Annotated in this window: 20 protein-coding genes; 10 read left to right on the top strand and 10 right to left on the bottom strand. The window is 66.8% G+C overall.

All coding sequences use genetic code 11. The annotated features are described in order from the left end of the window. Positions 1–3: 3 nt before the first annotated feature. Both AC5P66_RS12820 and AC5P66_RS12815 read right to left on the bottom strand, forming a co-directional pair. Positions 4–726: an ABC transporter ATP-binding protein gene (locus AC5P66_RS12820; RefSeq protein ID WP_495216398.1), complete on the bottom strand. Its 723-nt coding sequence runs from the start codon at positions 724–726 to the stop codon at positions 4–6. A 35-nt stretch (positions 727–761) separates the two neighbouring features. Beyond that, positions 762–2,039, bottom strand: a complete 1,278-nt coding sequence (locus AC5P66_RS12815) for an efflux RND transporter periplasmic adaptor subunit (RefSeq protein ID WP_100478793.1) — start codon at positions 2,037–2,039, stop codon at positions 762–764. Between the two features lie 203 nt (positions 2,040–2,242). Between AC5P66_RS12815 and glmS the strand changes: the two genes are divergently transcribed. Next, positions 2,243–4,081, top strand: coding sequence for a glutamine--fructose-6-phosphate transaminase (isomerizing) (glmS, locus tag AC5P66_RS12810; RefSeq protein WP_100478792.1), 1,839 nt, complete (start codon positions 2,243–2,245; stop codon positions 4,079–4,081). A gap of 447 nt (positions 4,082–4,528) precedes the next feature. After that, positions 4,529–4,960, top strand: a complete 432-nt coding sequence (locus AC5P66_RS12805; RefSeq protein WP_005411115.1) for a CBS domain-containing protein — start codon at positions 4,529–4,531, stop codon at positions 4,958–4,960. Between the two features lie 67 nt (positions 4,961–5,027). On the opposite strand, the gene AC5P66_RS12800 is transcribed toward AC5P66_RS12805, so the two are convergent. Next, positions 5,028–5,456, bottom strand: coding sequence for a VOC family protein (locus AC5P66_RS12800; protein WP_005419481.1), 429 nt, complete (start codon positions 5,454–5,456; stop codon positions 5,028–5,030). Positions 5,457–5,581: 125 nt separating this feature from the next. Then, positions 5,582–6,100: a lactoylglutathione lyase gene (gene gloA, locus AC5P66_RS12795; RefSeq protein WP_262223034.1), complete on the bottom strand. Its 519-nt coding sequence runs from the start codon at positions 6,098–6,100 to the stop codon at positions 5,582–5,584. 126 nt (positions 6,101–6,226) lie between these two features. Here gloA and AC5P66_RS12790 point away from each other — a divergent pair, with 126 nt between their 5' ends. Beyond that, positions 6,227–7,339: a PLP-dependent cysteine synthase family protein gene (locus AC5P66_RS12790; RefSeq protein ID WP_495216396.1), complete on the top strand. Its 1,113-nt coding sequence runs from the start codon at positions 6,227–6,229 to the stop codon at positions 7,337–7,339. A gap of 47 nt (positions 7,340–7,386) precedes the next feature. On the opposite strand, the gene AC5P66_RS12785 is transcribed toward AC5P66_RS12790, so the two are convergent. Continuing rightward, entirely contained in the window at positions 7,387–7,791 is a 405-nt protein-coding gene (locus AC5P66_RS12785; RefSeq protein ID WP_005419475.1) for a hypothetical protein, read from the bottom strand. Positions 7,792–7,956: 165 nt separating this feature from the next. On the opposite strand from AC5P66_RS12785, the gene AC5P66_RS12780 reads away from it, so the two are divergent. After that, complete coding sequence (locus tag AC5P66_RS12780; protein ID WP_099485369.1) at positions 7,957–9,987, top strand: M3 family metallopeptidase; 2,031 nt, start codon at positions 7,957–7,959, stop codon at positions 9,985–9,987. A gap of 102 nt (positions 9,988–10,089) precedes the next feature. Here the strand turns inward: AC5P66_RS12780 and AC5P66_RS12775 are convergent, their stop codons facing one another. The 3 genes from AC5P66_RS12775 to AC5P66_RS12765 form a co-directional block, all read right to left on the bottom strand. Continuing rightward, the gene (locus tag AC5P66_RS12775) at positions 10,090–10,893 is read right to left on the bottom strand and encodes an SDR family oxidoreductase (protein WP_049411075.1); all 804 of its coding nucleotides are present in this window, start codon (positions 10,891–10,893) and stop codon (positions 10,090–10,092) included. Beyond that, a complete protein-coding gene (locus tag AC5P66_RS12770) occupies positions 10,890–11,456 on the bottom strand; it encodes a DUF1415 domain-containing protein (protein WP_495216395.1) in 567 nt (188 codons plus the stop codon). The genes AC5P66_RS12775 and AC5P66_RS12770 overlap by 4 nt, the downstream gene beginning before the upstream one ends. A gap of 99 nt (positions 11,457–11,555) precedes the next feature. Then, positions 11,556–12,038 (bottom strand): YajQ family cyclic di-GMP-binding protein, encoded by a 483-nt coding sequence (locus tag AC5P66_RS12765; protein ID WP_049411069.1) that lies wholly within the window; start codon positions 12,036–12,038, stop codon positions 11,556–11,558. A gap of 120 nt (positions 12,039–12,158) precedes the next feature. Here AC5P66_RS12765 and AC5P66_RS12760 point away from each other — a divergent pair, with 120 nt between their 5' ends. The 3 genes from AC5P66_RS12760 (at position 12,159) to AC5P66_RS12750 (ending at position 14,941) form a co-directional block, all read left to right on the top strand. Next, the gene (locus tag AC5P66_RS12760) at positions 12,159–13,055 is read left to right on the top strand and encodes a DMT family transporter (RefSeq protein WP_495216394.1); all 897 of its coding nucleotides are present in this window, start codon (positions 12,159–12,161) and stop codon (positions 13,053–13,055) included. Between the two features lie 192 nt (positions 13,056–13,247). Continuing rightward, complete coding sequence (locus tag AC5P66_RS12755; RefSeq protein ID WP_033834529.1) at positions 13,248–14,255, top strand: methionine ABC transporter ATP-binding protein; 1,008 nt, start codon at positions 13,248–13,250, stop codon at positions 14,253–14,255. Further along, the gene (locus AC5P66_RS12750) at positions 14,252–14,941 is read left to right on the top strand and encodes a methionine ABC transporter permease (RefSeq protein ID WP_111096772.1); all 690 of its coding nucleotides are present in this window, start codon (positions 14,252–14,254) and stop codon (positions 14,939–14,941) included. Before AC5P66_RS12755 ends, AC5P66_RS12750 begins: the two co-directional genes overlap by 4 nt. 95 nt (positions 14,942–15,036) lie before the next feature. Here the strand turns inward: AC5P66_RS12750 and AC5P66_RS12745 are convergent, their stop codons facing one another. Further along, positions 15,037–15,636 carry a lipocalin family protein gene (locus tag AC5P66_RS12745; RefSeq protein WP_049438993.1) on the bottom strand — a complete coding sequence of 200 codons (600 nt, stop codon included), beginning with the start codon at positions 15,634–15,636 and terminating at the stop codon, positions 15,037–15,039. A 128-nt stretch (positions 15,637–15,764) separates the two neighbouring features. Between AC5P66_RS12745 and AC5P66_RS12740 the strand changes: the two genes are divergently transcribed. Together AC5P66_RS12740 and AC5P66_RS12735 are read left to right on the top strand one after the other, a co-directional pair. Beyond that, the gene (locus AC5P66_RS12740) at positions 15,765–16,064 is read left to right on the top strand and encodes a hypothetical protein (protein WP_164284256.1); all 300 of its coding nucleotides are present in this window, start codon (positions 15,765–15,767) and stop codon (positions 16,062–16,064) included. 69 nt (positions 16,065–16,133) lie between these two features. After that, positions 16,134–18,230: a prolyl oligopeptidase family serine peptidase gene (locus AC5P66_RS12735; RefSeq protein ID WP_005419457.1), complete on the top strand. Its 2,097-nt coding sequence runs from the start codon at positions 16,134–16,136 to the stop codon at positions 18,228–18,230. Between the two features lie 74 nt (positions 18,231–18,304). Here AC5P66_RS12735 and AC5P66_RS12730 read toward each other — a convergent pair whose 3' ends face one another. Further along, complete coding sequence (locus AC5P66_RS12730) at positions 18,305–19,498, bottom strand: pyridoxal phosphate-dependent aminotransferase (RefSeq protein ID WP_134709719.1); 1,194 nt, start codon at positions 19,496–19,498, stop codon at positions 18,305–18,307. Positions 19,499–19,704: 206 nt separating this feature from the next. Here AC5P66_RS12730 and AC5P66_RS12725 point away from each other — a divergent pair, with 206 nt between their 5' ends. Beyond that, positions 19,705–21,816, top strand: a complete 2,112-nt coding sequence (locus AC5P66_RS12725) for a S9 family peptidase (RefSeq protein ID WP_099485379.1) — start codon at positions 19,705–19,707, stop codon at positions 21,814–21,816. Positions 21,817–21,854: the final 38 nt, after the last annotated feature.

Below are 21,854 nucleotides of genomic sequence, written 5' to 3'. Positions count from 1 at the left end.
CCCTCACTCGTTGACGGCGACGATGTGGCGCGGCGTGGCCAGCACCGGCTCGCGCACCAGGTCGGTGACCTGGCCATCGACGATGTGCACGTTGCGCTGCGCACGCGCGGCCAGTTCCGGGTCGTGGGTGACCATTACGATGGTGGTGCCGGCGGCGTTGATCTCCTCCAGCAGTTCCATCACGCCGCGCGCCATCTGCGTGTCCAGGTTGCCGGTCGGTTCGTCGGCCAGCAGCAGGCGCGGACTGCCGGCCAGGGCGCGTGCGATGGCCGCGCGCTGCTGCTGGCCGCCGGACAGCTCATTCGGGTAGTGCTTCATGCGCGAGCCCAGGCCGACCTGGGTCAGCGCCTTCTCGATGCGTTCGCGGCGCTCGTTGGTGCTCATCTTGCGGTAGCGCAGCGGCACGTCGACGTTGTCGAACAGTTTCAGGTCGGGGATCAGGTTGAAGCCCTGGAAGATGAAGCCGATCTTCTGGTTGCGCAGGCGGCTGCGGGCGTCATCGCCCAGCGTGCTCACATCCTGCCCGTCCAGCATGTAGGTGCCGCTGGTGAAGGTTTCCAGCAGGCCGGCGATGTTGAGGAAGGTGGTCTTGCCGGAACCGGACGGACCTGTGACCGCGACGAACTCGCCTTCCTTGACCTGCAGTTCCAGCGAGCGCAACGCGTGGGTTTCCACCTGTTCGGTGCGGAAGACCTTGGCGACCGAACGCATTTCGAGCATATACATGGGGTGTCCTCTCTCCAGGATTCAGGTATCAGGTATCAGTTGACGGAGACGCGTTCGGCGTCCTTGAACAGGTCGCTGCCGGAGACCACGATGCGGTCGCCCGGCTGCACGCCCGACTTGATTTCCACTTCGCCCAGGCTGCTGACGCCCAGTTCCACCGGACGGCGCACGGCGGTGCGGCCATCCATCACGTAGGCCATGCCGTTGCCCTGTTCGACGAACGGGCCGCGCTCGACCTTCAGCACATCCTTGCGGGTATCGAGCAGCACGCGCACCGACATCCGCTGGCTCTGGCGCAGGCCTTCCGGCTGCGCGCTGGCAAAGCGCACGCGGGCGTTGACCTCGCCGTTGACCACTTCCGGTGATACCGCGCTGATCTCGCCCGGGAACGGCTGGCCGTTGCCACCGGTCAGCTGTGCAGGCATGCCGATCGCCAGGTCGCGGGCGAAGCTCTCCGGCACCTTGATCTCGACCTCGAACTTGGACAGGTCGACTACGCCCAGCACCGGCGCGTTGGCGGCCAGGTTGGTGGACTGCACCGCCTGGACCTGGCCGACCTGGCCATCGAACGGGGCGCGCAGGGTCAGTGCATCGACCTGGCGCTGCACTTCGGCCACCACGGCCTTCTGGCGGTCGGCCAGCAGGCGCTTGTTGCGGGCATCCAGGTCGGCGCCCTGGCTCTGCAGACGCGCGTCGGTGGTGGCATTGGCCAGGGCGATGTCGGCCTTCTTCAGGGAGTCCTTGGCCTTGGCCAGGTCGATCTGCGGCACCGCACCGCCGTCGTAGCCGCGCTGGTAGCGCTGCAGGTCGCGGTCGGCGGCCTGACGTTCGATGGTGGCCTGGTCGGTTTCCTTGCGTGACCTGGCACGGGCCAGGGTCGCGTCCAGCGAGGCGCGGCTGGCCTCGGCTTCCAGGCCGGCCAGCGTTGCCTGTTCCTGGGCCAGCTTGCTGCGCAGTTCCGGACTGTCGATGATCGCCAGCTCCTGGCCCTTCTTGACCACGTCACCGGCGACGACCTTCAGGTCCACCGTACCGGCCGAGATCGCGTACAGGATCGGGCTGTTGGCGGCGATCACGCGGCCGTCGGCAGCGATGTCACGGACCAGGTCGCCGCGCTTCACCTCGGCGATGCGCACGCGGCTGCTGTCGAAGGAGCGGCTGGCATTGGACCAGGCATGGACCGCCCAGCCGATGCCGGCGAGCAGCGCGATGGCGCCCAGCGCCGGCCAGCGGTAGCGGTGCCAGCTTGCGCGGGTGGTGCCGGCCGGGGCGGAGGAAACGATCTGGTCCTGTGCGGAAGTGTCGCGGATCATCGGGTGCGTGCCTGACGGTGGTAGCCGATACGAAGCACGTAGCGTGCCAACTTTATTTCCTTTCAGGTCAATGAGTTGGGAGTCTCGGGAAAGTGTCCGGGTGTCCGCGGACACCTTTCCGGACACTTTCATTAAGCGGACAGGAGGGGGAAGCCGGGCAGCCGGGCTAGAATGCGCCGATCGTCTCCAAGGAATCGCGTGACATGTGTGGAATCGTGGGTGCAATCGCCGATCGCGATGTGGTGCCGGTACTGATCGAAGGCCTGAAGCGGCTCGAGTACCGTGGTTACGACTCCTCGGGCATCGCGGTGATCGACCACGCCGAGCGCCCCGAAGTCCGTCGCGTCCGTCGTACCGGTCGAGTGTCGGAAATGGCCACGGCGGCCGAGGCCGAGGGCTTCAATGCGGTGCTGGGCATCGGCCACACCCGCTGGGCCACCCACGGCGGTGTCACCGAGGCCAATGCACACCCGCACATCAGCCACGGTGTGGCGCTGGTGCACAACGGCATCATCGAGAACCACGAAGAGCAGCGCGAGAAGCTGCGCGCGCTGGGCTACACGTTTGAATCGCAGACCGATACCGAAGTCATCGCGCACCTGATCCACCATCACCTGAAGGCCGGCGACGACCTGCTGGTGGCGCTGCAGCACACGGTGAAGGAGCTGACCGGTGCCTACGCGCTGGCCGTGGTCAGCCGCGCCGAGCCGGAGCGCTTCGTCTGCGCGCGCATGGGCTGCCCGCTGCTGGTCGGCCTGGGCGAGGGCGAGAACTTCGTTGCCTCCGACGTCTCGGCCGTGATCTCGGCCACGCGCAAGGTGATCTTCCTGGAAGAGGGCGACACCGCCGAGATCCGGCGTGATGGCGTGCGCATCTTCGACGAGCACGACCAGCCGGTCGAGCGCGACGTGCATCTGTCCGACGTGTCGCTGGCATCGCTGGAGCTGGGCCCGTACCGCCACTTCATGCAGAAGGAAATCCACGAGCAGCCGCGCGCGCTGGGCGACACCATTGAGGCGGCGATCGATGCCGGTGGTTTCCCGGCCGAGCTGTTCGGCAAGAACGCCGAAGCGGTGCTGTCGGGCATCGAGGGCGTGCAGATCATCGCCTGCGGCACCAGCTACTACTCGGGCCTGACCGCGCGCTACTGGATCGAAGCCATCGCCGGCCTGCCGTGCAGCGTGGAGATCGCCAGCGAGTACCGCTACCGCGCGGCTTACGCGAACCCCAAGCATCTGATCGTGACCATCTCGCAGTCTGGCGAAACGCTGGATACGATGGAAGCGCTGAAGTACGCCAAATCGCTGGGCCACAAGCACACGCTGTCGATCTGCAACGTGCCGGAAAGTGCGATTCCACGCGCCAGCGAACTGGTCTGCTACACCCGCGCCGGTGCCGAGATCGGCGTGGCCTCGACCAAGGCCTTCACCACCCAGCTGGCGGCACTGTTCCAGCTGACCGTGGTGCTGGGCAAGCTGCATGGCCGCATCGACGCGGCGCAGGAAGCGGATTACCTGGAGCAGCTGCGCTTCCTGCCGGGCAGCGTGCAGCACGCATTGAACATGGAGCCGCAGATCGCTGCCTGGGCCGAGCGTTTCGCACGCAAGAGCAGCGCGCTGTTCCTGGGTCGTGGCCTGCATTACCCGATCGCGCTGGAAGGCGCGCTCAAGCTCAAGGAAATCTCCTACATCCACGCCGAGGCCTACCCGGCGGGCGAGCTGAAGCATGGCCCGCTGGCGCTGGTGGACGAGGACATGCCGGTGGTGGTGATCGCGCCGAACGACAGCCTGCTGGAAAAGGTGAAGTCGAACATGCAGGAAGTACGTGCGCGTGGCGGTGAACTGTTCGTGTTCGCCGACCAGGACAGCAACTTCAACGCGTCCGAAGGCGTGCACGTGATTCGCACCCCGCGCCACGCCGGCGTGCTCAGCCCGATCGTGCACACCATCCCGGTGCAGTTGCTGGCCTACCACACCGCGCTGGCACGCGGCACCGACGTGGACAAGCCGCGCAACCTGGCAAAGAGCGTGACGGTGGAGTAAGGCATTCCCGGAGCTGTGGGATGCTGCATGCGAAAGGGGCCTGCGAGGCCCCTTTCGTTTGTGCCGGACGCAGTGCGAAGTGGGACAGCCGCCGGGCATTCTGTCCGTCGTCGGCAGCAGGTAATCATTCTTTAATGCGCGAAGCCGCCTGTATTCAGCGGCGGTTTCAGCCGCGGTGCCATTCTCTGGATCGTCAGTTGGTTCCCACGACGAACTGTCCTATCGATGCCGGTAGTGACCGAGGGTCGCAGTCGTAGAATCGATCTGGCCGAGGTTCGGGTTGAGCGATTGAACCCGCCTCGTTCGCGTTGCAGCACATCGTCTGCCGAGTCATTCCAAGCGGCGGTCGGGTGCGCCAGACGTGCGCTGAAAGGTCTGTTCCCGGGGAGGGGGCGTATCGGAAGAGCACACTTTTTTGACTTCAGTGACCTGCACCAGGAAACAAGAATGAACGTCCGCGAACTCCTGCAATCCAAGAAAGAAGCTGTCATCACCATCGATGCCGAAGACACGATCGGTGCCGCCGCCCACAAGATGAGCGCGAACAGGATCGCTGCGCTGGTGGTGATGAAGGACGATGCCCCGGTCGGCATCATTTCCGAGAAGGACATCGTGCGCACCCTGGCCGACGACGGCCCGCAGGCCGGCCGCCGGGTGATTTCCAGCCTGCCGTCCACCGGTCTGGAGGGCATTGCGCCGGAAGCCACGCTGAAACAGGCCATGTCGTTGATGACGTACTCGCGGCGCCGTCATCTGATGGTCACCGAAGGCACCCGCCTGGTCGGCATCCTCAGCCTGGGCGATATCGTGAAGAACCTGCTGGGCGAGCTGGAACTGGAAAAGGCGGTGCTGCAGGACATCTACATGGCCGCCCACTGAGGGCCACAGCGCTGGAAGCAGAGAAGCCGGGCATTGCCCGGCTTCTTCGTTCACGGCCCCGGTGATATCAGAAAGTGACCTTCACCGAATCGGCGCTGTAGTTCGCCGGCCCGTGATAGACCACTTCGATGTTGTTGCCATCGGGGTCGAGCACGAAGGCGCCGTAGTAGCCCGGGTGGTAGGGGCGTTCGCCTGGCGCGCCATTGTCGGTACCGCCAGCGGCGATCGCGGCAGTGTGGAAGGCATCAACAGTTGCGCTGTCGCGGGCCTGGAAGGCGAGATGGTGGCGGCCGGTCAGCTGGCCAGCGGCGGCACGGCTGCTGGCGCTGGAAATGAACAGCTCGTCGGCCCAGAAGAAGTCTGGCCCTTCGCCGCCCAGTGGGATGCCGACCGTATCGAACACTGCCTGGTAGAAGCGGCGGCTGGCGGCCAGGTCACGCACCACCAGCTGGATGTGGTCGATCAGGCGGCCACGGTGCAGTTCCATCGTTTCCATACGAACCTCACAGAAAAAGGGGACGGAGTCGGTAGCGCCGGGCTGTGCCCGGCGAGCGCGCAGCGCGGCCTGCTCAAGGCCGCCGGGCATGGCCCGGCGCTACCGGAATTGTGCCCCTTTCCGGGTCAGACGTTGGCGATGATCTCGACCCAGTAGCCGTCCGGATCCTTGATGAAGGCCAGGTTCTTCATGCGCCCGTCGGTCAGGCGCTTCTGGAATGCCACGCCCAGGTCTTCGAAGCGCTGGCAGGCCGCCTCGATGTCCGGCACCGACACGCAGATGTGGCCGAAGCCGCGCGGGTCGCTGTTGCCGTCATGGTAGACCGCGCCGTCCTGGGTTTCGGTGCCGTGGTTGTGGGTCAGTTCCAGCACGCCCGGCAGGCCGGCCATCCACACGCGGCGCTGGCTGTCGTCTTCCGGCACCACCGCGCCCGCCGGCACATAGGCCAGGAAGTACAGGCTGAACTGGGCCTCGGGGAAGTCGCGCTTGTCGATCAGCTGGTAGCCGAGCACGCGGGTGTAGAAGTCCAGCGAGGCGGTGATGTCCTTCACCCGCAGCATGGTGTGGTTGAACACGAAGCCGGTGGTTTCGGCCGGGGCCTGGGCAGCGACGCCGGGGACATCGCGCAGGGCGGGAATGGTCATGGGGGGAGGTCCTTCAGACAGGGCCGTTGCCGGCCGGATGGGGGCATTCTACCGGCCAGCACCTGACGGCACCGCGACGTACAATGGCCGGATCGCACCGTTCCGTCCTGACAACGATTGCCCGCCATGTCGCAGCGTGAATGGGTGGCCGCCGCCATCCGCAAGATCGAAGCCGATTTCAACCGCTCCGCCGATACCCACCTGATCCCGCTCGCGCTGCCCGGGTTCGAGGGCATCGATGTGTACCTGAAGGATGAGTCGAGCCATCCCACCGGCAGCCTCAAGCACCGGCTGGCGCGCTCGCTGTTCCTGTATGCGCTGGCCAATGGCTGGCTGCGTGAAGGGCGACCGGTGATCGAGGCTTCCAGCGGCTCGACGGCGGTGTCCGAAGCCTATTTCGCGCGCCTGCTCGGCCTGCCGTTCATTGCGGTGATACCGGCCACCACCTCGCCTGAAAAGATCGCCGCGATCGAGTTCCAAGGCGGCCGCTGCCATCTGGTCGAACGTGCCTGCGACCTCAACTGTGATTCGGAAAAGCTGGCCCGTGAAACCGGTGGCCACTTCATGGACCAGTTCACCTACGCTGAGCGCGCGACCGACTGGCGTGCCAACAACAACATCGCCGAGTCCATCTTCAAGCAGATGGCCGAAGAGCCCAGCCCGGTTCCGGAATGGATCGTGTGCAGTCCCGGCACCGGCGGTACCGCCGCCACCCTGGGCCGCTACGTCAGCTACCGCCGTCATGACACCCGCATTCTGTGCGCGGACCCGGAAGTGTCGGTGTTCTTCGATGGCTACAAAGCCGCCGTGGCCGGTGAGCAGGACTGGCGCGACCTGACCTGCAGCGGTGGCTCGCGCGTGGAAGGCATCGGCCGGCCGCGGGTAGAGGCGAGCTTCATCCCGACCAGTGTCGATGCGATGGTGAAGGTGCCCGATGCGCTGAGCCTGGCCGCGATGCGCCATGTCAGCCGCCAGCTCGGCCGCCGTGTCGGTGGCTCCACCGGCACCAACTTCATCGGTGTGCTGCAGGCGGCGCAGTGGATGCGCGAGGCGGGCCATCAGGGCAGCATCGTCAGCATCCTGTGCGACAGTGGCGAGCGCTATGCGCAGAGCTATTACGACCCGGCGTGGTACGTGCGCCAGGGCATCGATGTCGACGGCGCCGATGTGCAGCTGGCCGCTGCGGTGGCCGGGCAGGGGTTGCCCGAGCTGCCGTGGTGCAGCCTGGAAGCGCTGTAGTACGGACGACGCTCGCGCCGGGCCATGCCGGCGTCCGCGACGGTGTCTCAGTAGCCCGCTGCGGTGAAGGCGTCGAGCACCGCGTCGCGCAGTGCATCGGGCAACGCCTCGATGTCCATCGCGCGGTCATCCAGGTGCAGGGTGGGATCCAGGATGCTGGCGCGGCCCTGGGCCAATGCCTGCAACCACAGCAGCACGCAGATCACGAACTCGCGCTCATGGCCCAGCTGCAGCTGGCTGGCGCCGCGCTCGACCACTTCGAACGGGTACCACTCCTGGCTTTCATTGAACGTGCCGCCCTGCTGCAGCACCGCCTGCAACTGCTGCAGGTGGCGCGGGGCGTCGTCGCCGGCATCGCACAGCGCGGCGATCCAGGCCAGTTCGGCCGCGCTGGCAGACAGTGCCAGCGACCGCGCCGGTGAGGCGGATGCAACTGCAGCCAGACCTTCCATGTGGGGCCTCGTTCGGTACGTGCCGCTGCGGACTCCCCCGCATCCAGAGCTTCGGGGGGCGCGCGTAAGGCCGATGTGAATGCCGTGCCCCCTTGTCAGCGGTGCCTGGCAGCGCCATATCTACCGGGCTGCCCGCCTGCCGGGCCCGTACCCTGGAGACCTGCCGTGACCGTTGCCAACCCCCTGCTCGATTTTTCCGGCCTGCCGCGCTTCGAGGCGATCCGCCCCGAGCACGTGGCGCCGGCGCTGGATGTGCTGCTGGCCGAGGCCGAAGCCGCCGTCAGCGCAGCCGAGCAGGTGCAGCCGGTGCGTTGGGAGACCTTCGTCGCCCCGCTGGACGATGCCACCGAGCGCCTGTGGCGCGCCTGGGGCCTGGTGGGCCACCTGCAGGGCGTGGTCAACACCCCGGAGCTGCGCGAGGCCTACAACAGCAATCTGCCGCGGGTGACCCGCTTCGCCAGTGCGCTGGGGCAGAACCTGGCGCTTTACCGCCAGTACCAGGCGCTGGCCGCCAGCCCGGAGGCGGCGCATTTCGATGAAGCCCAGCGCAAGGTGCTGGACAACACCCTGCGCGACTTCCGCCTGGGCGGCGCCGAGCTGGCGCCCGAGGCGCAGCAGCGTTTTGCTGCGATCAAGGAAGAACTGTCGGCGCTGTCGGCGAAGTTCTCGCAGAACGTGCTCGACGCTACCGATGCCTGGTCGCTGATCATCGAAGACGAAGCGCGGCTGAAGGGCCTGCCGGAAGACGTGAAGGCCACCGCGCATGCCGCAGCACAGAAGGACGGCAAGGCCGGCTGGAAACTGACCCTGCAGATGCCGTGCTACCTGCCGGTGCAGACCTGGGGCGAGGACCGCGACCTGCGCGAGATCCTGTACCGCGCCAGCGCCCAGCGTGCGTCCGAATTCGGCGATGACGCACTGGACAACAGCGGCAACATCGACCGCATCCTTGCCCTGCGCGCCGAACTGGCTGCGCTGCTCGGCTTCGACTCGTACGGCCATTATTCGGTGGCGACCAAGATGGCGCAGGACCCGGCCGAAGTGCTCGGTTTCCTGCGTGACCTGGCCTCGCGCGCCAAGCCGTTCGCCGCCAGGGACCGCGCCGAACTGGAGCAGTTCGCGCGCGAACAGCTCGGCATCGACAGCCTGCAGGCCTGGGACCTGCCCTTCGCCGCCGACCGCCTGAAGCAGGCGCGTTACAGCTATTCCGAGCAGGAGGTGAAGCAGTATTTCACCGAGCCGAAGGTGCTGGGCGGCCTGTTCTCGGTGATCGAGCAGCTGTACGGCCTGCGCGTGCAGGAGGACAGCGCGCCGGTGTGGCACGAGGATGTGCGCTTCTTCCGCCTGGTCGATGCGCAGGGCGCGCTGGTCGGCCAGTTCTACCTGGACCTGTACGCACGCGAGGGCAAGCGCGGCGGGGCGTGGATGGATGACTGCCGCAACCGTCGCGTGCGCGCCGACGGCAGCGTGCAGACGCCGCTGGTCTACCTGGTGTGCAACTTCGGCCGGGGTGCCAACGGCAAGCCGGCCACCTTCAGCCACAACGAAGTGACCACGCTGTTCCATGAGATGGGCCACGGACTGCACCAGCTGCTGACCCGCATCGGCGAACTGGGCGTGGCCGGCATCAACGGCGTGGAATGGGATGCGGTGGAGCTGCCCAGCCAGTTCATGGAGAACTTCTGCTGGGAATGGGACCATCTGCAGGCGATGACCGCGCACGTGGACAGTGGCGAGCCGCTGCCGCGCGCGCTGTACGAGCGCATGCTGGCCGCGCGCAACTTCCACAGCGGCATGGCCACCGTCCGCCAGCTGGAGTTCGGCCTGTTCGACATGCTGCTGCACAGCCAGTTCGAACCAGCGCAGGACAGCGTGCTGGCGCTGCTCGACCGCGTGCGCACGGAAGTGGCGGTGAACCACCCGCCGGCCTGGAACCGCTTCCCGCACCAGTTCAGCCACATCTTTGCGGGCGGTTACGCCGCGGGTTACTACAGCTACAAGTGGGCCGAGGTACTCAGCGCCGACGCCTATGCCGCCTTCGAGGAAGCGCCGCAGGCACTGGCTGAAACCGGTGCACGCTTCCGTGATGAGATCCTGTCGCGCGGTGGCAGCCGCCCGGCGGCGGACAACTTCAAGGCCTTCCGCGGCCGTGCTCCGCAGATCGATGCGTTGCTGCGCCACTCGGGCATGGCGTAAGGCATCGGGCAGGTGCCAACCTTGGTTGGCACTTCACCGCCATCCACGCATGGCGTGGACCTACCGGAATGCCGGCCAGCGGCCGGCACTACCGGTGGCGGGTCATTCGGCGTAGATCATCTTCCGGGTCATGCCGCCGTCGACGATGAAATCCTGGCCGGTGCTGAAACCGGACAGTGATGACAGCAGGTACACGGCCAACGCACCGATGTCCTCCGGCTGGCCGACGCGGCCGACCGGGTGTTGCGCATGGTCGGTGGCCGAATACTCCGGTGCGTGTCGCCGTGAGGGTGCCTGCCACTCGCAGGTGCCGATCCAACCCGGACTGATGCTGTTCACCCGCACCGCCGGGCCGCTGCTGATCGCCAGCGCATGGGTGAATGCCACCAGTCCGCCCTTGGCTGCGGCATAGGCTTCGCTGTGTGCTTCGGATTGCCAGGCGCGGGTCGAGGCGATGTTGATGATCGCACCGGCGGCGCTGGCGGTCAGCGCGGGCAACGCATGCTTGCTGCACAGGAACGCGCCGTGCAGCGAAGACAGCCGGCGCTGCCACTCGTCCCAGTCCATGTCCTGCAGCAGCGTGCCGTGCGGGCTGGCAATCCCCGCGTTGTTGACCAGCCCGTCGATGCGGCCGAAACGCTGCAGGGCCACGGCGATGAAGGCGCGCACGCTGGCTTCGTCGGTGATGTCCAGGCGCTGGAACACGGCGTCCTCACCACGCTGCCATTCCGCCAGGCACGCCTCGCCGGCCTCCACGTCGAGGTCGCCGATCAACACGCGGCCACCGGCGCCGAGCACGGCCTGCGCGATGCCACGGCCGATGCCGTTGGCGCCGCCGGTGACCAGCACCACCTTGCCCGACAGCGGCGCGGCCGGCCAAGTGGCAATCGGCGGCACCGTGCTCACGACAGGTCTTCGCCACGCAGGCGGCGATGCCAGCCGTCCACGCCGATGCGGTCCAGGGTCTGGATGTTGCGCTCGACGATCACGTCCGGATCCGGATAGACGTCCACCGCGCGCGCCACGCTGTCTTCGCGCAGCAGGTGCAGGGTGGGGAAGGGGGAGCGGTTGGTGTAGTTGCTGGCATCGTCCGCCGCCACGCCTTCGAACTGGTAGTCCGGATGGAAGCTGGCCACCTGCAGGATGCCCTGCAGGTCCAGCGCCTCGATCGCCGCGTCGGCGTTGTCGAGGAAGTCGTTGTAGTCGAGGAAGTCGGTCAGCACCTGCGGGTGCACGATCAGCGTCGTGTCGATCTGCTTGGCCGGCGTATCGCGCAGCAGGACCAGTTCCTCGGCCAACTGCTCGACCAGCGCTTCCGGCGTGGTCGCATCACTCAGCACGATCCGGACCTGGTCCTTCACGTAGACCGCCTTGGCGAACGGGCACAGGTTCAGGCCGATGACGATGCGTTCCAGCCACAGGCGGGTGGCGACGATCGGGTCCTCGGTGGGCAGTTGGGCGTCGGTCATGGCGGGCACGTCGGCTGGCGGGGCGGACATTGTAGGCGCGTCGCTTGCAACGCGCCGTGGTACCGCAGGTGCCGGCGCCGGCCCTGCCCGGCGGTCAGATCAATCGCGGAAATTGTTGAACTGCAGGGGCAGCTCGAACTTGCCGGCCTTGAGCACCGCGATGGCGTCCTGCAGGTCATCGCGCTTCTTGCCCTGCACGCGCAGCTTGTCGCCGTTGATCTGGCTTTCAACCTTCAGCTTGGCCTCCTTCAGTGCAGCGGCGATCTTCTTGGCGACCTTCTGCTCGATGCCCTGCTTGACGGTGATCTTCTGCCGGGCCTGGGCCAGGTTGGTCTCGATGTCGCCGAATTCGAGGCTGAGCACATCGATGCCGCGCGCGGCCAGGCGTGCACGCAGGATGTCGTTCATCTGCTTGAGCTGGAATTCGGTCGGCGCGAACTGGTTGATCACATCGCCATCGCGTTCGAACTTGGCATCCACGCCCTTGAAATCGAAGCGGGTGGCCAGTTCGCGGTTGGCCTGGTCGATGGCGTTGGTCAGTTCGTGGGTGTCGACTTCGGACACGACGTCGAAGGAAGGCATGGGCGATGCTCCGCAGGATTCAGTGGCAGCCATTCTATCGCGAGGACCCCATGCCCGCCCTTTGTAGAACCGAGCGCGGGTTCGGCTCTACAGAAAGCGACGACCGGGCGATAATGGGCCATGAACGTGCAACGCTCCCCCTCGCGCGCAGTGGCCTGGATGGTCGCTGCGGTCGCCTGCTTCTCGCTGATGGATGCTGGCATGAAGCAGCTGTCGACCAGCTATCCCACGCTGGAAGTAACCTTCCTGCGCGGCGCGGCCTCGTTGCCGTTCGTGCTGGTCTGGGTGCTGGCCAGCGCCGGGCCGCGTTCGCTGGTGCCGCGCCGCTGGGGGCTGCACCTGCTGCGTGGTGCGCTGGGCATGGCGATGATCGGCTGCTTCGTGTTCGCGCTGCGCGACCTGCCGCTGTCCACTGCCTACACCATCTATTTCGTTGCCCCGCTGCTGATTGCCGCATTGTCGGTGCCGCTGCTGGGCGAGCGGGTCGGGCCACGGCGCTGGGTCGCCATCGGTATCGGCCTGGTCGGCGTGCTGGTGGTGCTGCGGCCGGGCGTCGATGGCTTCATCTCGGTGCCGGGGCTGATGGTGCTGGCCGCGGCCACCGCTTACGCCATTGCGGCGATCACGGTCAGCCTGCTGACCCGCACCGATACCTCGCAGTCGATGGTGGTCTGGTTCCTGGTGATCATGGCCATCGGTGCCGGCCTGCTGGCCCTTCCCGGCTGGGTGCCGCTGCAGCTGGCGCATGCGCCGCTGATTGCCGGCATGGGCCTGGCCGGGGCACTGGGCCAGATCGCCCTGACCAAGGCCTTCCAGCTGGGCGAGGCCTCGATGATCGCGCCGTTGGAGTACAGCGGGCTGGTCTGGGTGATCGGTTGGGACCTGGCCTTCTGGGGTCAGCTGCCCGATGGCTATACCTGGGTGGGCGCGGCGATCATCGTGGCTTCGGGGCTTTACCTGCTGCACCGTGAGCGGGTGAACCGGCAGGAGCCGCCGAAGCCGTTGGACCACCCCTGAGCCGGGGTAGGGTCGGCCGGCAACCCCTTGCGCCGGAGGCACTGCTGCAGGTGCCGGCCAGCGGCCGGCACTACCGTGGGCAGCGGCTTAGAACCAAAAGGAATAACATTCTGGCCCATGGCGCGGGCGCGCGACCGCCTGCGCTGGTAGGCTGCACGCCCCCTTCCGTCACCCAGCCGGTGAGCCACGCCCGTGATCGAGTTCCAGCGCCTGCACAAATCCTATGCCGTTGCCGGCCGCGAGATCAGCGCGCTGCAACCGTTGGACCTGACCATCGAGGCCGGTGAGGTTTTCGGCATCATCGGCCATTCCGGCGCCGGCAAGTCGACCCTGATCCGCATGATCAACCGCCTGGAAGAACCCAGCGGTGGCCGGCTGCTGATCGGTGGCGAGGATGTCACCGCGCTGGACGCGGACGGCCTGCGCGCGCTGCGCCGGCGCATCGGCATGATCTTCCAGCACTTCAACCTGCTGTCCTCGCGCACGGTGGCGGGCAATGTCGCCTTCCCGCTGGAACTGGCCGGCACGCCGAAGACGGAAATCGACGCGCGCGTGGCCGAGCTGCTGCAGACCGTGGGCCTGGAAGCGCATGCGCAGAAGTATCCGGCGCAGCTGTCCGGTGGCCAGAAGCAGCGCGTCGGCATCGCCCGCGCACTGGCGACCCGTCCGCAGATCCTGCTGTGCGACGAGGCCACCAGTGCGCTCGACCCGCAGACCACTGCATCGGTGCTGTCGCTGCTGTCAAAGATCAACCGCGAGCTCGGCCTGACCATCGTGCTGATCACCCATGAGATGGACGTGATCCGCCGTGTCTGCGACCGCGTTGCGGTGCTCGATGCCGGCCAGATGGTCGAAACCGGTCCGGTCACCCGGGTGTTCCTGCACCCGCAGCATCCGACCACGCGCCGCTTCGTCAGCGAGTCGGAGCATGTGGACGAGGGGGCGCTGCACCGTGATTTCGATGCCGTTGGCGGCCGTATCGTGCGCCTGACCTTCCTCGGTGGCGACACCTACGAACCCCTGCTCGGCAGCGTCGCGCGGCAGACCGGGGTTGACTACAACATCCTGTCCGGCCGTATCGACCGGATCAAGGACACCCCATATGGCCAGCTGGTGGTCGCCCTGGTGGGCGGCGACCAGTCCGCCGCGCAGGCTGCCTTCGTGGCCGCCGGCGTGCACGTCGAGGAGCTGCGTCGATGATCATTGCTGCTGCTGGCGGCTTCTTCCGCCACCTGGATGCGGGCAAGTGGGCCGACATCGGCCAGGCCACCCTCGACACGCTGCTGATGCTGCTCGGTTCGCTGCCGCTGACCCTCGCCATCGGCCTGCCGCTGGGCGTGCTGCTGTACCTGTTCGGCGCACCACAGATGAAGCGGAGGCCGTTCGCCTATGGCGCGCTGGCACTGGTGGTGAACCTGTTGCGCTCGGTGCCCTTCATCATCCTGATGATCGTGCTGATCCCGGTCACGTTGTTCCTGATGGGAACCTCGCTGGGCGTGCGCGGCGCGATCGTACCGCTGGTGATCGGCGCAGCGCCGTTCTATGCGCGCCTGGTCGAGACCGCGCTGCGCGAAGTGGATCGAGGCGTCATCGAGGCGACCCAGGCGATGGGCGCCACCACCTGGCAGCTGGTCACCCGCGTGCTGCTGCCGGAAGCGCGTCCCGGCCTGATCGCCGGTGCCACCGTCACCACCGTGGCCCTGATCGGCTTCACCGCGATGGGCGGTGCGATCGGCTCGGGCGGCCTTGGCGACCTGGCGTTCCGCGACGGCTACCAGCGTTCGCACACCGACGTCGCCCTGGTCACCGTGGTCCTGCTGCTGGTGCTGGTGCAGCTGCTGCAGATGCTTGGCGACCGCCTGGTCGCGCATTACAGCCGCAGATAGCAGAATGCCGGGCGGCAGCCGGCCAGCGGCCGGCTCTACCCGATTGCCGGGAAAAAACGGTAGTGCCGGCCGCTGGCCGGCAATTCCACGTGCGGTCAACGCGCGTTCGGTACTTCGTAGCCCAGCTTGCCGACCTGTTCCGGATGCTGCGGCACGCGCTTGAGCTTGTCGGTGTTCACGCCGTACTCGTCGCGCAGGCGCTCGGCCAGCTCCTTGTACAGGGCTTTGTCCATGTCCGGCGTGCGCGAGAAGATCCAGGCCATCTCCCGGCCCGGGTAGCCGATCAGTGCCCACGAATAGTCCGGGGCGACGTCCAGCACCCGAGAGTGGGTCGGCACCACGCGGTAGAACCAGGTGCGCCAGCCGTGGTTGCCGCTGTCCGGGTCGACGCTGGCGCGTGCGCGGATCTCCTGCAGGGGTTCGCCGAAGCCGTCGCGGTAGCGGTAGGTGATGCCGACCTTGTGCTCATCGCGCAACTCGTACTCGTTGACGCTGGCGACGTGCCCGCGTTCGATGAAGTTCGGCACGCGGCCGATCACGTACCAGGTGCCCATGAAGCGCTTGAGGTCGATCGGGGCATCCGGATCGGCGCGCGGGGCGCTGGCACGGGGCGATGGCGGCTCACCGACCGCCATGGCGGGGCCCGCCAGGGACAGGGCCAGCAACACGGCGCAGAGCGGGCGGATCGAAGTCATGCGGGAGCGGGCTCAGGAGGGCTTTGCCTGAGCATGGTCGACTGAGCGTGCGCGATCCGTCAATGGTGTCGCAATCTGTGAGAAGGGGCTTGCCCAAGCTGTGTTGCATTGTCTACCGGAGAAGGCCCATGAACACACGTTCCGTCCGTCACCCTGCAACTGAACGCATCATCGAACGCGCCGACCCGCGCCTGCTGCGTGGCGTGCGGCAACTGGCGCTGGCCGGACTGGCGCTGGTACTGGTCTGGCCAGCGGCACGTGGCAGCAGCGTGTGGTTGGGCTGGCTGCCGATGTGGCTGATCGGCATGCCGCTCGCGGCCTGGTGGGCGCTGCTGCGCTTCCCGCTGCCGCGCCTGTCGGGGTTGCCGAAGGTGCGGCGTACCGGTGGACAGGCGCGGCGGCGGCGCGGCCCGGTGGCCACGGCCTGACCTTCGACACGGGGGAGGCCACGACATTCCGTGCTAGCGTTCCACGGCTTATGACTGCCTGGAGCTGCAATGTCACGACTCGCTTCCGCCTGCCTGCTGGCCGGCATGATGACCGCTGCCTCGGTGGGGACCGCCGTGGCCGCTGAAGATACCGACCGCTACGCCTGGCTGGAGGACGTCACCGGCGACAAGCCGCTGTCCTGGGTCAAGGAACAGAATGCCAAGTCCGAGGCGCGCCTGGCGCAGACCCCGGCCTTCAAGCAGATGGAGACCCGCATCCGCGAGGTGCTCGACTCCGATGCCAAGATTCCCGGCGTGCAGAAGATCGGTGACTACTACTACAACTTCTGGAAGGACCAGCAGCACGAGCGCGGCCTGTGGCGGCGCACCACCCTGGCCGAGTACCGCAAGGCCTCGCCGCAGTGGGAGACCGTGCTCGACCTGGATGCACTGAACAAGGCCGAGGGTGAGAACTGGGTCTGGCACGGCGCCGATTGCCTGCGCCCGGACTACAGCCGTTGCCTGATCGCGTTGTCGCGCGGCGGCGCCGATGCCGACGTCACCCGCGAATTCGACCTGGCCAACAAGACCTGGATCAAGGACGGCTTCTTCCGTCCGGAGTCGAAGGGCGGCCTCAACTGGGTCGATCGCGACACCGTGTTCGTCTACACCGATTTCGGTGCCGGCACGATGACCACCTCCGGCTATCCGCGCGTAGCCAAGCTGTGGAAGCGCGGCACGCCGATGGCCTCGGCCACGACGGTGTACGAAGGCAAGCCGGAAGACATGTACATCGCGGCGATGCACGATGACACCCCGGGCTTCGAGCGCAACCTGGTCAGCCGCACGCTGGCGTTCTACAACAACGAACTCTACCTGCGTGGCGACGACGGCACGCTGACCAAGATCGACGCGCCGAATTCGGCCGAGAAGGGCCTGCACAAGCAGTGGCTGACCCTGGAGCTGCGCGACCCGTGGACCGTGGGCGGCAAGACCTACGCGTCCGGTTCGCTGTTGGCGACCAAGCTGGACGACTTCCTGGCCGGCAAGCGCGACTTCGAGGTGCTGTTCACCCCGACCGCGACCACCTCGCTGGCCAGCGCCACCTGGACCAGGAGCCACCTGGTGCTGAACGTGCTGGACGACGTCAAGAACCGCCTGTCGGTGCTGACCCCGGGTGCCAATGGCTGGCAGACCAGCCGCTTCGTCGGCGCACCTGCCTTCGGCACGCTGGGCGTGGCTGCAGTGGACAGCAATGACAGCGACGCAGTGTGGCTGACCGCCACCGACTACCTGACCCCGACCACGCTGGCGCTGGCCGAGATCGGCCAGGCCCCGGAAACACTGAAGACCATGCCGGCCTTCTTCGATGCCAAGGGCAAGGTGATCGAGCAGCACTTCGCCACCAGCAAGGACGGCACCCGCGTGCCGTACTTCGTGGTGCACGACAGGGCGATGAAGCTCGATGGCTCCAATCCGACGTTGCTGTACGGCTACGGTGGCTTCGAGATCTCGCTGACCCCGAGCTATTCCGGTGGCATGGGCCGCGCCTGGCTGGAGAAGGGCGGTGTGTATGTGGTCGCCAACATCCGCGGCGGCGGCGAGTACGGCCCGCGCTGGCACCAGGCGGCGCTGAAGCAGAACCGCCACAAGGCCTACGAAGACATGGCCGCGGTGGCGCGGGACCTGGTCAAGCGCAAGATCACCAGCGCCAAGCACCTGGGCGTTCAGGGCGGCAGCAACGGTGGCCTGCTGACCGGCAACATGCTGACCCAGTACCCGGAGCTGTTCGGTGCGGTGGTGGTGCAGGTGCCCTTGCTGGACATGAAGCGCTACAGCCACCTGCTGGCCGGTGCCTCGTGGATGGCCGAGTACGGCAACCCGGATACCAGTGACTGGGAGTTCATCAAGACCTTCTCGCCGTACCACCTGTTCAACGCGAAGAAGAACTACCCGCCGGTGCTGTTCACGACCTCGACCCGCGACGACCGCGTGCACCCGGGCCATGCCCGCAAGATGGCGGCGAAGATGATCGACGCCGGCAAGGACGTGACCTACTACGAGAACATCGAAGGGGGTCACGGCGGCGCCGCCAACAATGCGCAGGCCGCGCACATGTCGGCACTGGCCTACAGCTTCCTGTGGGAGCGGTTGGGCGGCAAGTAAGCAGAACGGAAAACGCCGCCCCAGGGCGGCGTTTTTCATTATCCGGTAGTGCCGGCCGCTGGCCGGCACCGCCGTCAGCGTGATCCCTGCCAGCGCTTCAATCCGCGCGCAATCCGCGCCACCGCCTCCTGCAATCGCGGCACCTCCTGGGTATAGGCCAGGCGCACGTGCTGGTTGGCGCGATGGAAGCCGAAATCCAGGCCCGGGGTGAACGCCACGTGCTCGGTTTCCAGGAAGTGGGCGCAGAACGCCTGCGCATCGTCGGTGAAGGCGCTGACGTCGGCGTACAGGTAGAACGCGCCCTGTGGCTCGACTTCGATACGGAAGCCCAGCTCGCGCAGTGCCGGCAGCAGGAAGTCGCGGCGCTGGCGGAACGCGTCGCGGCGCTGCTCGAAGATCGCCATCGATTCTTCGCTGAAGCAGGCGAGCGCGGCGTGCTGGGCGATGCTTGACGCGCTGATGTACAGGTTCTGCGCCAGCTTCTCCAGATCCGGTACGGCGGACGGCGGCGCTACCAGCCAGCCCAGCCGCCACCCGGTCATGCCGAAGTACTTGGAGAAGCTGTTGAGCACGAACGCGCTGTCGTCCACCTGCAGCACGCTGGGCGCATCCAGGCCATAGGTCAGGCCGTGGTAGATCTCGTCCACCACCAGGTGGCCACCACGCGCGTGCAGGGTCTTCGACAGTGCCGCCAGCTCGGCGGCGGAAAGCACGGTGCCGGTCGGGTTGGCCGGCGAGGCGACCAGCGCGCCGACGCTGTCGGCATTCCAGTGCTGTTCCACCAGTGACGGGGTCAGCTGGTAGGCGGTCTCCGGCCCGACCGGTACCAGTTGCGCACCGCCTTCCACCAGGCGCAGGAAGTGGCGGTTGCACGGATAGCCGGGGTCGGCCAGCAGCCAGTGGCGGCCGGGATCGACCAGCAGGCTGCTGGCCAGCAGCAGCGCACCGGATCCCCCCGGGGTGACCAGGATGCGTTCAGGATCGATGTCCAGACCGTAGTGGCTGCGGTAGAAGCCGCTGATCGCCTGGCGAAGCGCCGGCAGGCCACGCGCGGCGGTGTAGCGGGTGTGACCGGCGGCCAGTGCGGCCTGGCCGGCCCGCACGACCGGTTCGGCGGTAGTGAAGTCCGGTTCGCCGATTTCCAGGTGGATCACATCGTGGCCGGCCTGTTCCAGCGCCTGCGCGCGGGCCAGCAGGGACATCACGTGGAACGGGGCGATTTCATGGCTGCGCCGGCTGTAGCCCGGCGGGTGGGGCAGGGTACTCATGTGCCCATGGTACGCCGCGCGTCGGGGTCATGCGTTCTGGTAGTGCCGACCGCCGGCCCGCATTCCGACCGTCTCCGGGTTCGTGAGGTTGCCGGCCGGCGGCCGGCACTACCCCATGACGATCCGCAGGGTTGCCCGCAACCCTCCTGCAACCCAGACTCGGGCACAAGGACGCCATTGCATTGCAGTTCAAGGAACCCTACTTCATGAAGTCCACCCTCTGCCTGTTGCTCGCCAGCCTGATGACCACGACTGCTACCGCCGCCACTCCGCCCGTTCCGCCGGATGCCGCCAGGCATCCGCATGTGGTCAAGGCGCCGTTCGGCGCGACCCGCAACGATGACTATTACTGGCTGCGCGACGACAAGCGCGAGAACAAGGACATGCTGGCCTACCTGCAGGCCGAGAATGCCTACGCGGACCAGGTGCTGGCGCCGCTCAAGCCGCTCGAAGACACCCTGTACAAGGAGATCGTCGGCCGCATCAAGCAGGACGATTCCAGCGTGCCGGCGCGCGAACGCGGCTACTGGTATTACAGCCGCTTCGAGACCGGCCAGGACTATCCGATCCACGCGCGCCGCAAGGGCAGCATGGAGGCCGCCGAGGAGATCCTGCTGGACGTCAACGCCATGGCCGCTGGCAAGGGGTATTTCAGCGTCGGCTCGATGGAGGTCAGCCAGGACAACCAGTTGCTGGCCTGGGCCGATGATGATGTCGGCCGCCGCCAGTACACGATCCGCTTCAAGGATCTGGCCACCGGCAAGGTGCTGCCCGATGTGATCACCGGCAGCTCCGGCGACCTGGTCTGGGCCGACGACAACCGCACCGTGCTGTACGTCGAGAACGATCCGGAAACGCTGCTGACCGTGCGGGTGAAAAAGCACGTGCTGGGCACCCCGGTCAGCGCCGACACCGTGGTCTACGAAGAGAAGGACGACAGCTTCTACATGGGCATCGGCCGCACCCGCGACGATCGTTTCATCACCATCGGCGTGCACAGCACCGTGTCCTCGGAAGAGCGCTACGCACCGGCCAGCGATCCGACCACCTTCACCGTGCTGGCCCCGCGCCAGCGTGACGTCGAGTACGACGCCGACCACTACGACGGCCGCTGGGTGATCCGCACCAACGACGGTGCGAAGAACTTCAAGCTGGTCACCGCACCGACCGATGCCACCTCGCGTGCGCAGTGGAAGGACTGGATCGCGCATGACGATGCGGTGTTCATCGAAGGCTTCGAGCTGTTCGACAGCTACACCGCCATCGCCGAACGTTCCGAGGGCCTGGAGCGCATCCGCCTGCTGTTCAAGGATGGCCGCAGCGACTACGTGAAGGCGGACGAGCCGGCGTACTCGATGGGCCTGGGGGACAACACCGAGGCCGATACGCCGTGGCTGCGCTACGTCTACACCTCGATGACCACCCCGACCACCGTGTTCGAACTGAACACCGCCACCGGTGAGCGCCGCCAACTGAAGGTGCAGCCGGTGATCGGCTATGACGCCTCGAAGTACGAAACCGACCGCGTCTGGATCACCGCGCGCGATGGCGTGAAGGTGCCGGTGTCGCTGGTCTACCGCAAGGGCTACCAGAAGGATGGCAAGGGCGCGCTGTTCCAGTACGCCTATGGCAGCTATGGCATGTCGATGGATCCGTACTTCAACCAGACCGCGGTGAGCCTGCTCGACCGCGGCGTAGTGTATGCCATTGCCCATATCCGCGGTGGCCAGGAAATGGGCCGCGACTGGTACGAGAACGGCAAGCTGCTGCACAAGCAGAACACCTTCAACGACTTCATCGACGTCACCCGCGGCCTGGTCGCACAGGGCTGGGCGGCGAAGGATCGCGTCGCCGCGTCCGGCGGCAGTGCCGGTGGCCTGCTGATGGGTGCGGTGGCCAACCAGGCCCCGCAGGATTACCGGGTGATGGTGGCGCAGGTCCCGTTCGTCGACGTGGTCACCACCATGCTCGACCCGACCATTCCGCTGACCACCAACGAGTACGACGAGTGGGGCAACCCGGAACAGAAACAGTATTACGATTACATGCTGTCCTACTCCCCCTACGACAACGTGAAGCAGCAGGCCTACCCGGCGCTGTTCGTGGGCACCGGACTGTGGGATTCGCAGGTGCAGTACTGGGAGCCGGCCAAGTGGGTGGCCAGGCTGCGTGACGACAACACCGGCCACCACCCGATCCTGTTCCGCACCAACATGGAGGCCGGGCATGGTGGCAAGTCCGGGCGCTTCCAGCGCTACCGCGAGCTGTCCGAGTCGTACGCGTTCGTGCTGCAGCAGCTGGGCATCGCCCAGCCGTAACGGCGAAGGGGGGCCGGGCGTTGCCGGGCACCCCGAAC

The sequence above is a fragment of the Stenotrophomonas sp. YJH_SMC_122 genome (genome assembly GCF_059369535.1).
Note: the sequence above shows the minus strand (reverse complement) of the source record. Positions and strands in the feature narration are given on the sequence as shown.

Bases quoted from the DNA above. Each gene is read 5' to 3' on its own strand.
- AC5P66_RS12815 (WP_100478793.1), bottom strand. From the start codon at position 2,039: ATGATCCGCGACACTTCCGCACAGGACCAGATCGTTTCCTCCGCCCCG.
- AC5P66_RS12820 (WP_495216398.1), bottom strand. From the start codon at position 726: ATGTATATGCTCGAAATGCGTTCGGTCGCCAAGGTCTTCCGCACCGAA.
- glmS (WP_100478792.1), top strand. From the start codon at position 2,243: ATGTGTGGAATCGTGGGTGCAATCGCCGATCGCGATGTGGTGCCGGTA.
- AC5P66_RS12750 (WP_111096772.1), top strand. From the start codon at position 14,252: ATGATCATTGCTGCTGCTGGCGGCTTCTTCCGCCACCTGGATGCGGGC.
- AC5P66_RS12805 (WP_005411115.1), top strand. From the start codon at position 4,529: ATGAACGTCCGCGAACTCCTGCAATCCAAGAAAGAAGCTGTCATCACC.
- AC5P66_RS12785 (WP_005419475.1), bottom strand. From the start codon at position 7,791: ATGGAAGGTCTGGCTGCAGTTGCATCCGCCTCACCGGCGCGGTCGCTG.
- AC5P66_RS12765 (WP_049411069.1), bottom strand. From the start codon at position 12,038: ATGCCTTCCTTCGACGTCGTGTCCGAAGTCGACACCCACGAACTGACC.
- AC5P66_RS12735 (WP_005419457.1), top strand. From the start codon at position 16,134: ATGTCACGACTCGCTTCCGCCTGCCTGCTGGCCGGCATGATGACCGCT.
- AC5P66_RS12790 (WP_495216396.1), top strand. From the start codon at position 6,227: ATGTCGCAGCGTGAATGGGTGGCCGCCGCCATCCGCAAGATCGAAGCC.
- gloA (WP_262223034.1), bottom strand. From the start codon at position 6,100: ATGACCATTCCCGCCCTGCGCGATGTCCCCGGCGTCGCTGCCCAGGCC.
- AC5P66_RS12725 (WP_099485379.1), top strand. From the start codon at position 19,705: ATGAAGTCCACCCTCTGCCTGTTGCTCGCCAGCCTGATGACCACGACT.
- AC5P66_RS12800 (WP_005419481.1), bottom strand. From the start codon at position 5,456: ATGGAAACGATGGAACTGCACCGTGGCCGCCTGATCGACCACATCCAG.
- AC5P66_RS12730 (WP_134709719.1), bottom strand. From the start codon at position 19,498: ATGAGTACCCTGCCCCACCCGCCGGGCTACAGCCGGCGCAGCCATGAA.
- AC5P66_RS12770 (WP_495216395.1), bottom strand. From the start codon at position 11,456: ATGACCGACGCCCAACTGCCCACCGAGGACCCGATCGTCGCCACCCGC.
- AC5P66_RS12740 (WP_164284256.1), top strand. From the start codon at position 15,765: ATGAACACACGTTCCGTCCGTCACCCTGCAACTGAACGCATCATCGAA.
- AC5P66_RS12745 (WP_049438993.1), bottom strand. From the start codon at position 15,636: ATGACTTCGATCCGCCCGCTCTGCGCCGTGTTGCTGGCCCTGTCCCTG.
- AC5P66_RS12760 (WP_495216394.1), top strand. From the start codon at position 12,159: ATGAACGTGCAACGCTCCCCCTCGCGCGCAGTGGCCTGGATGGTCGCT.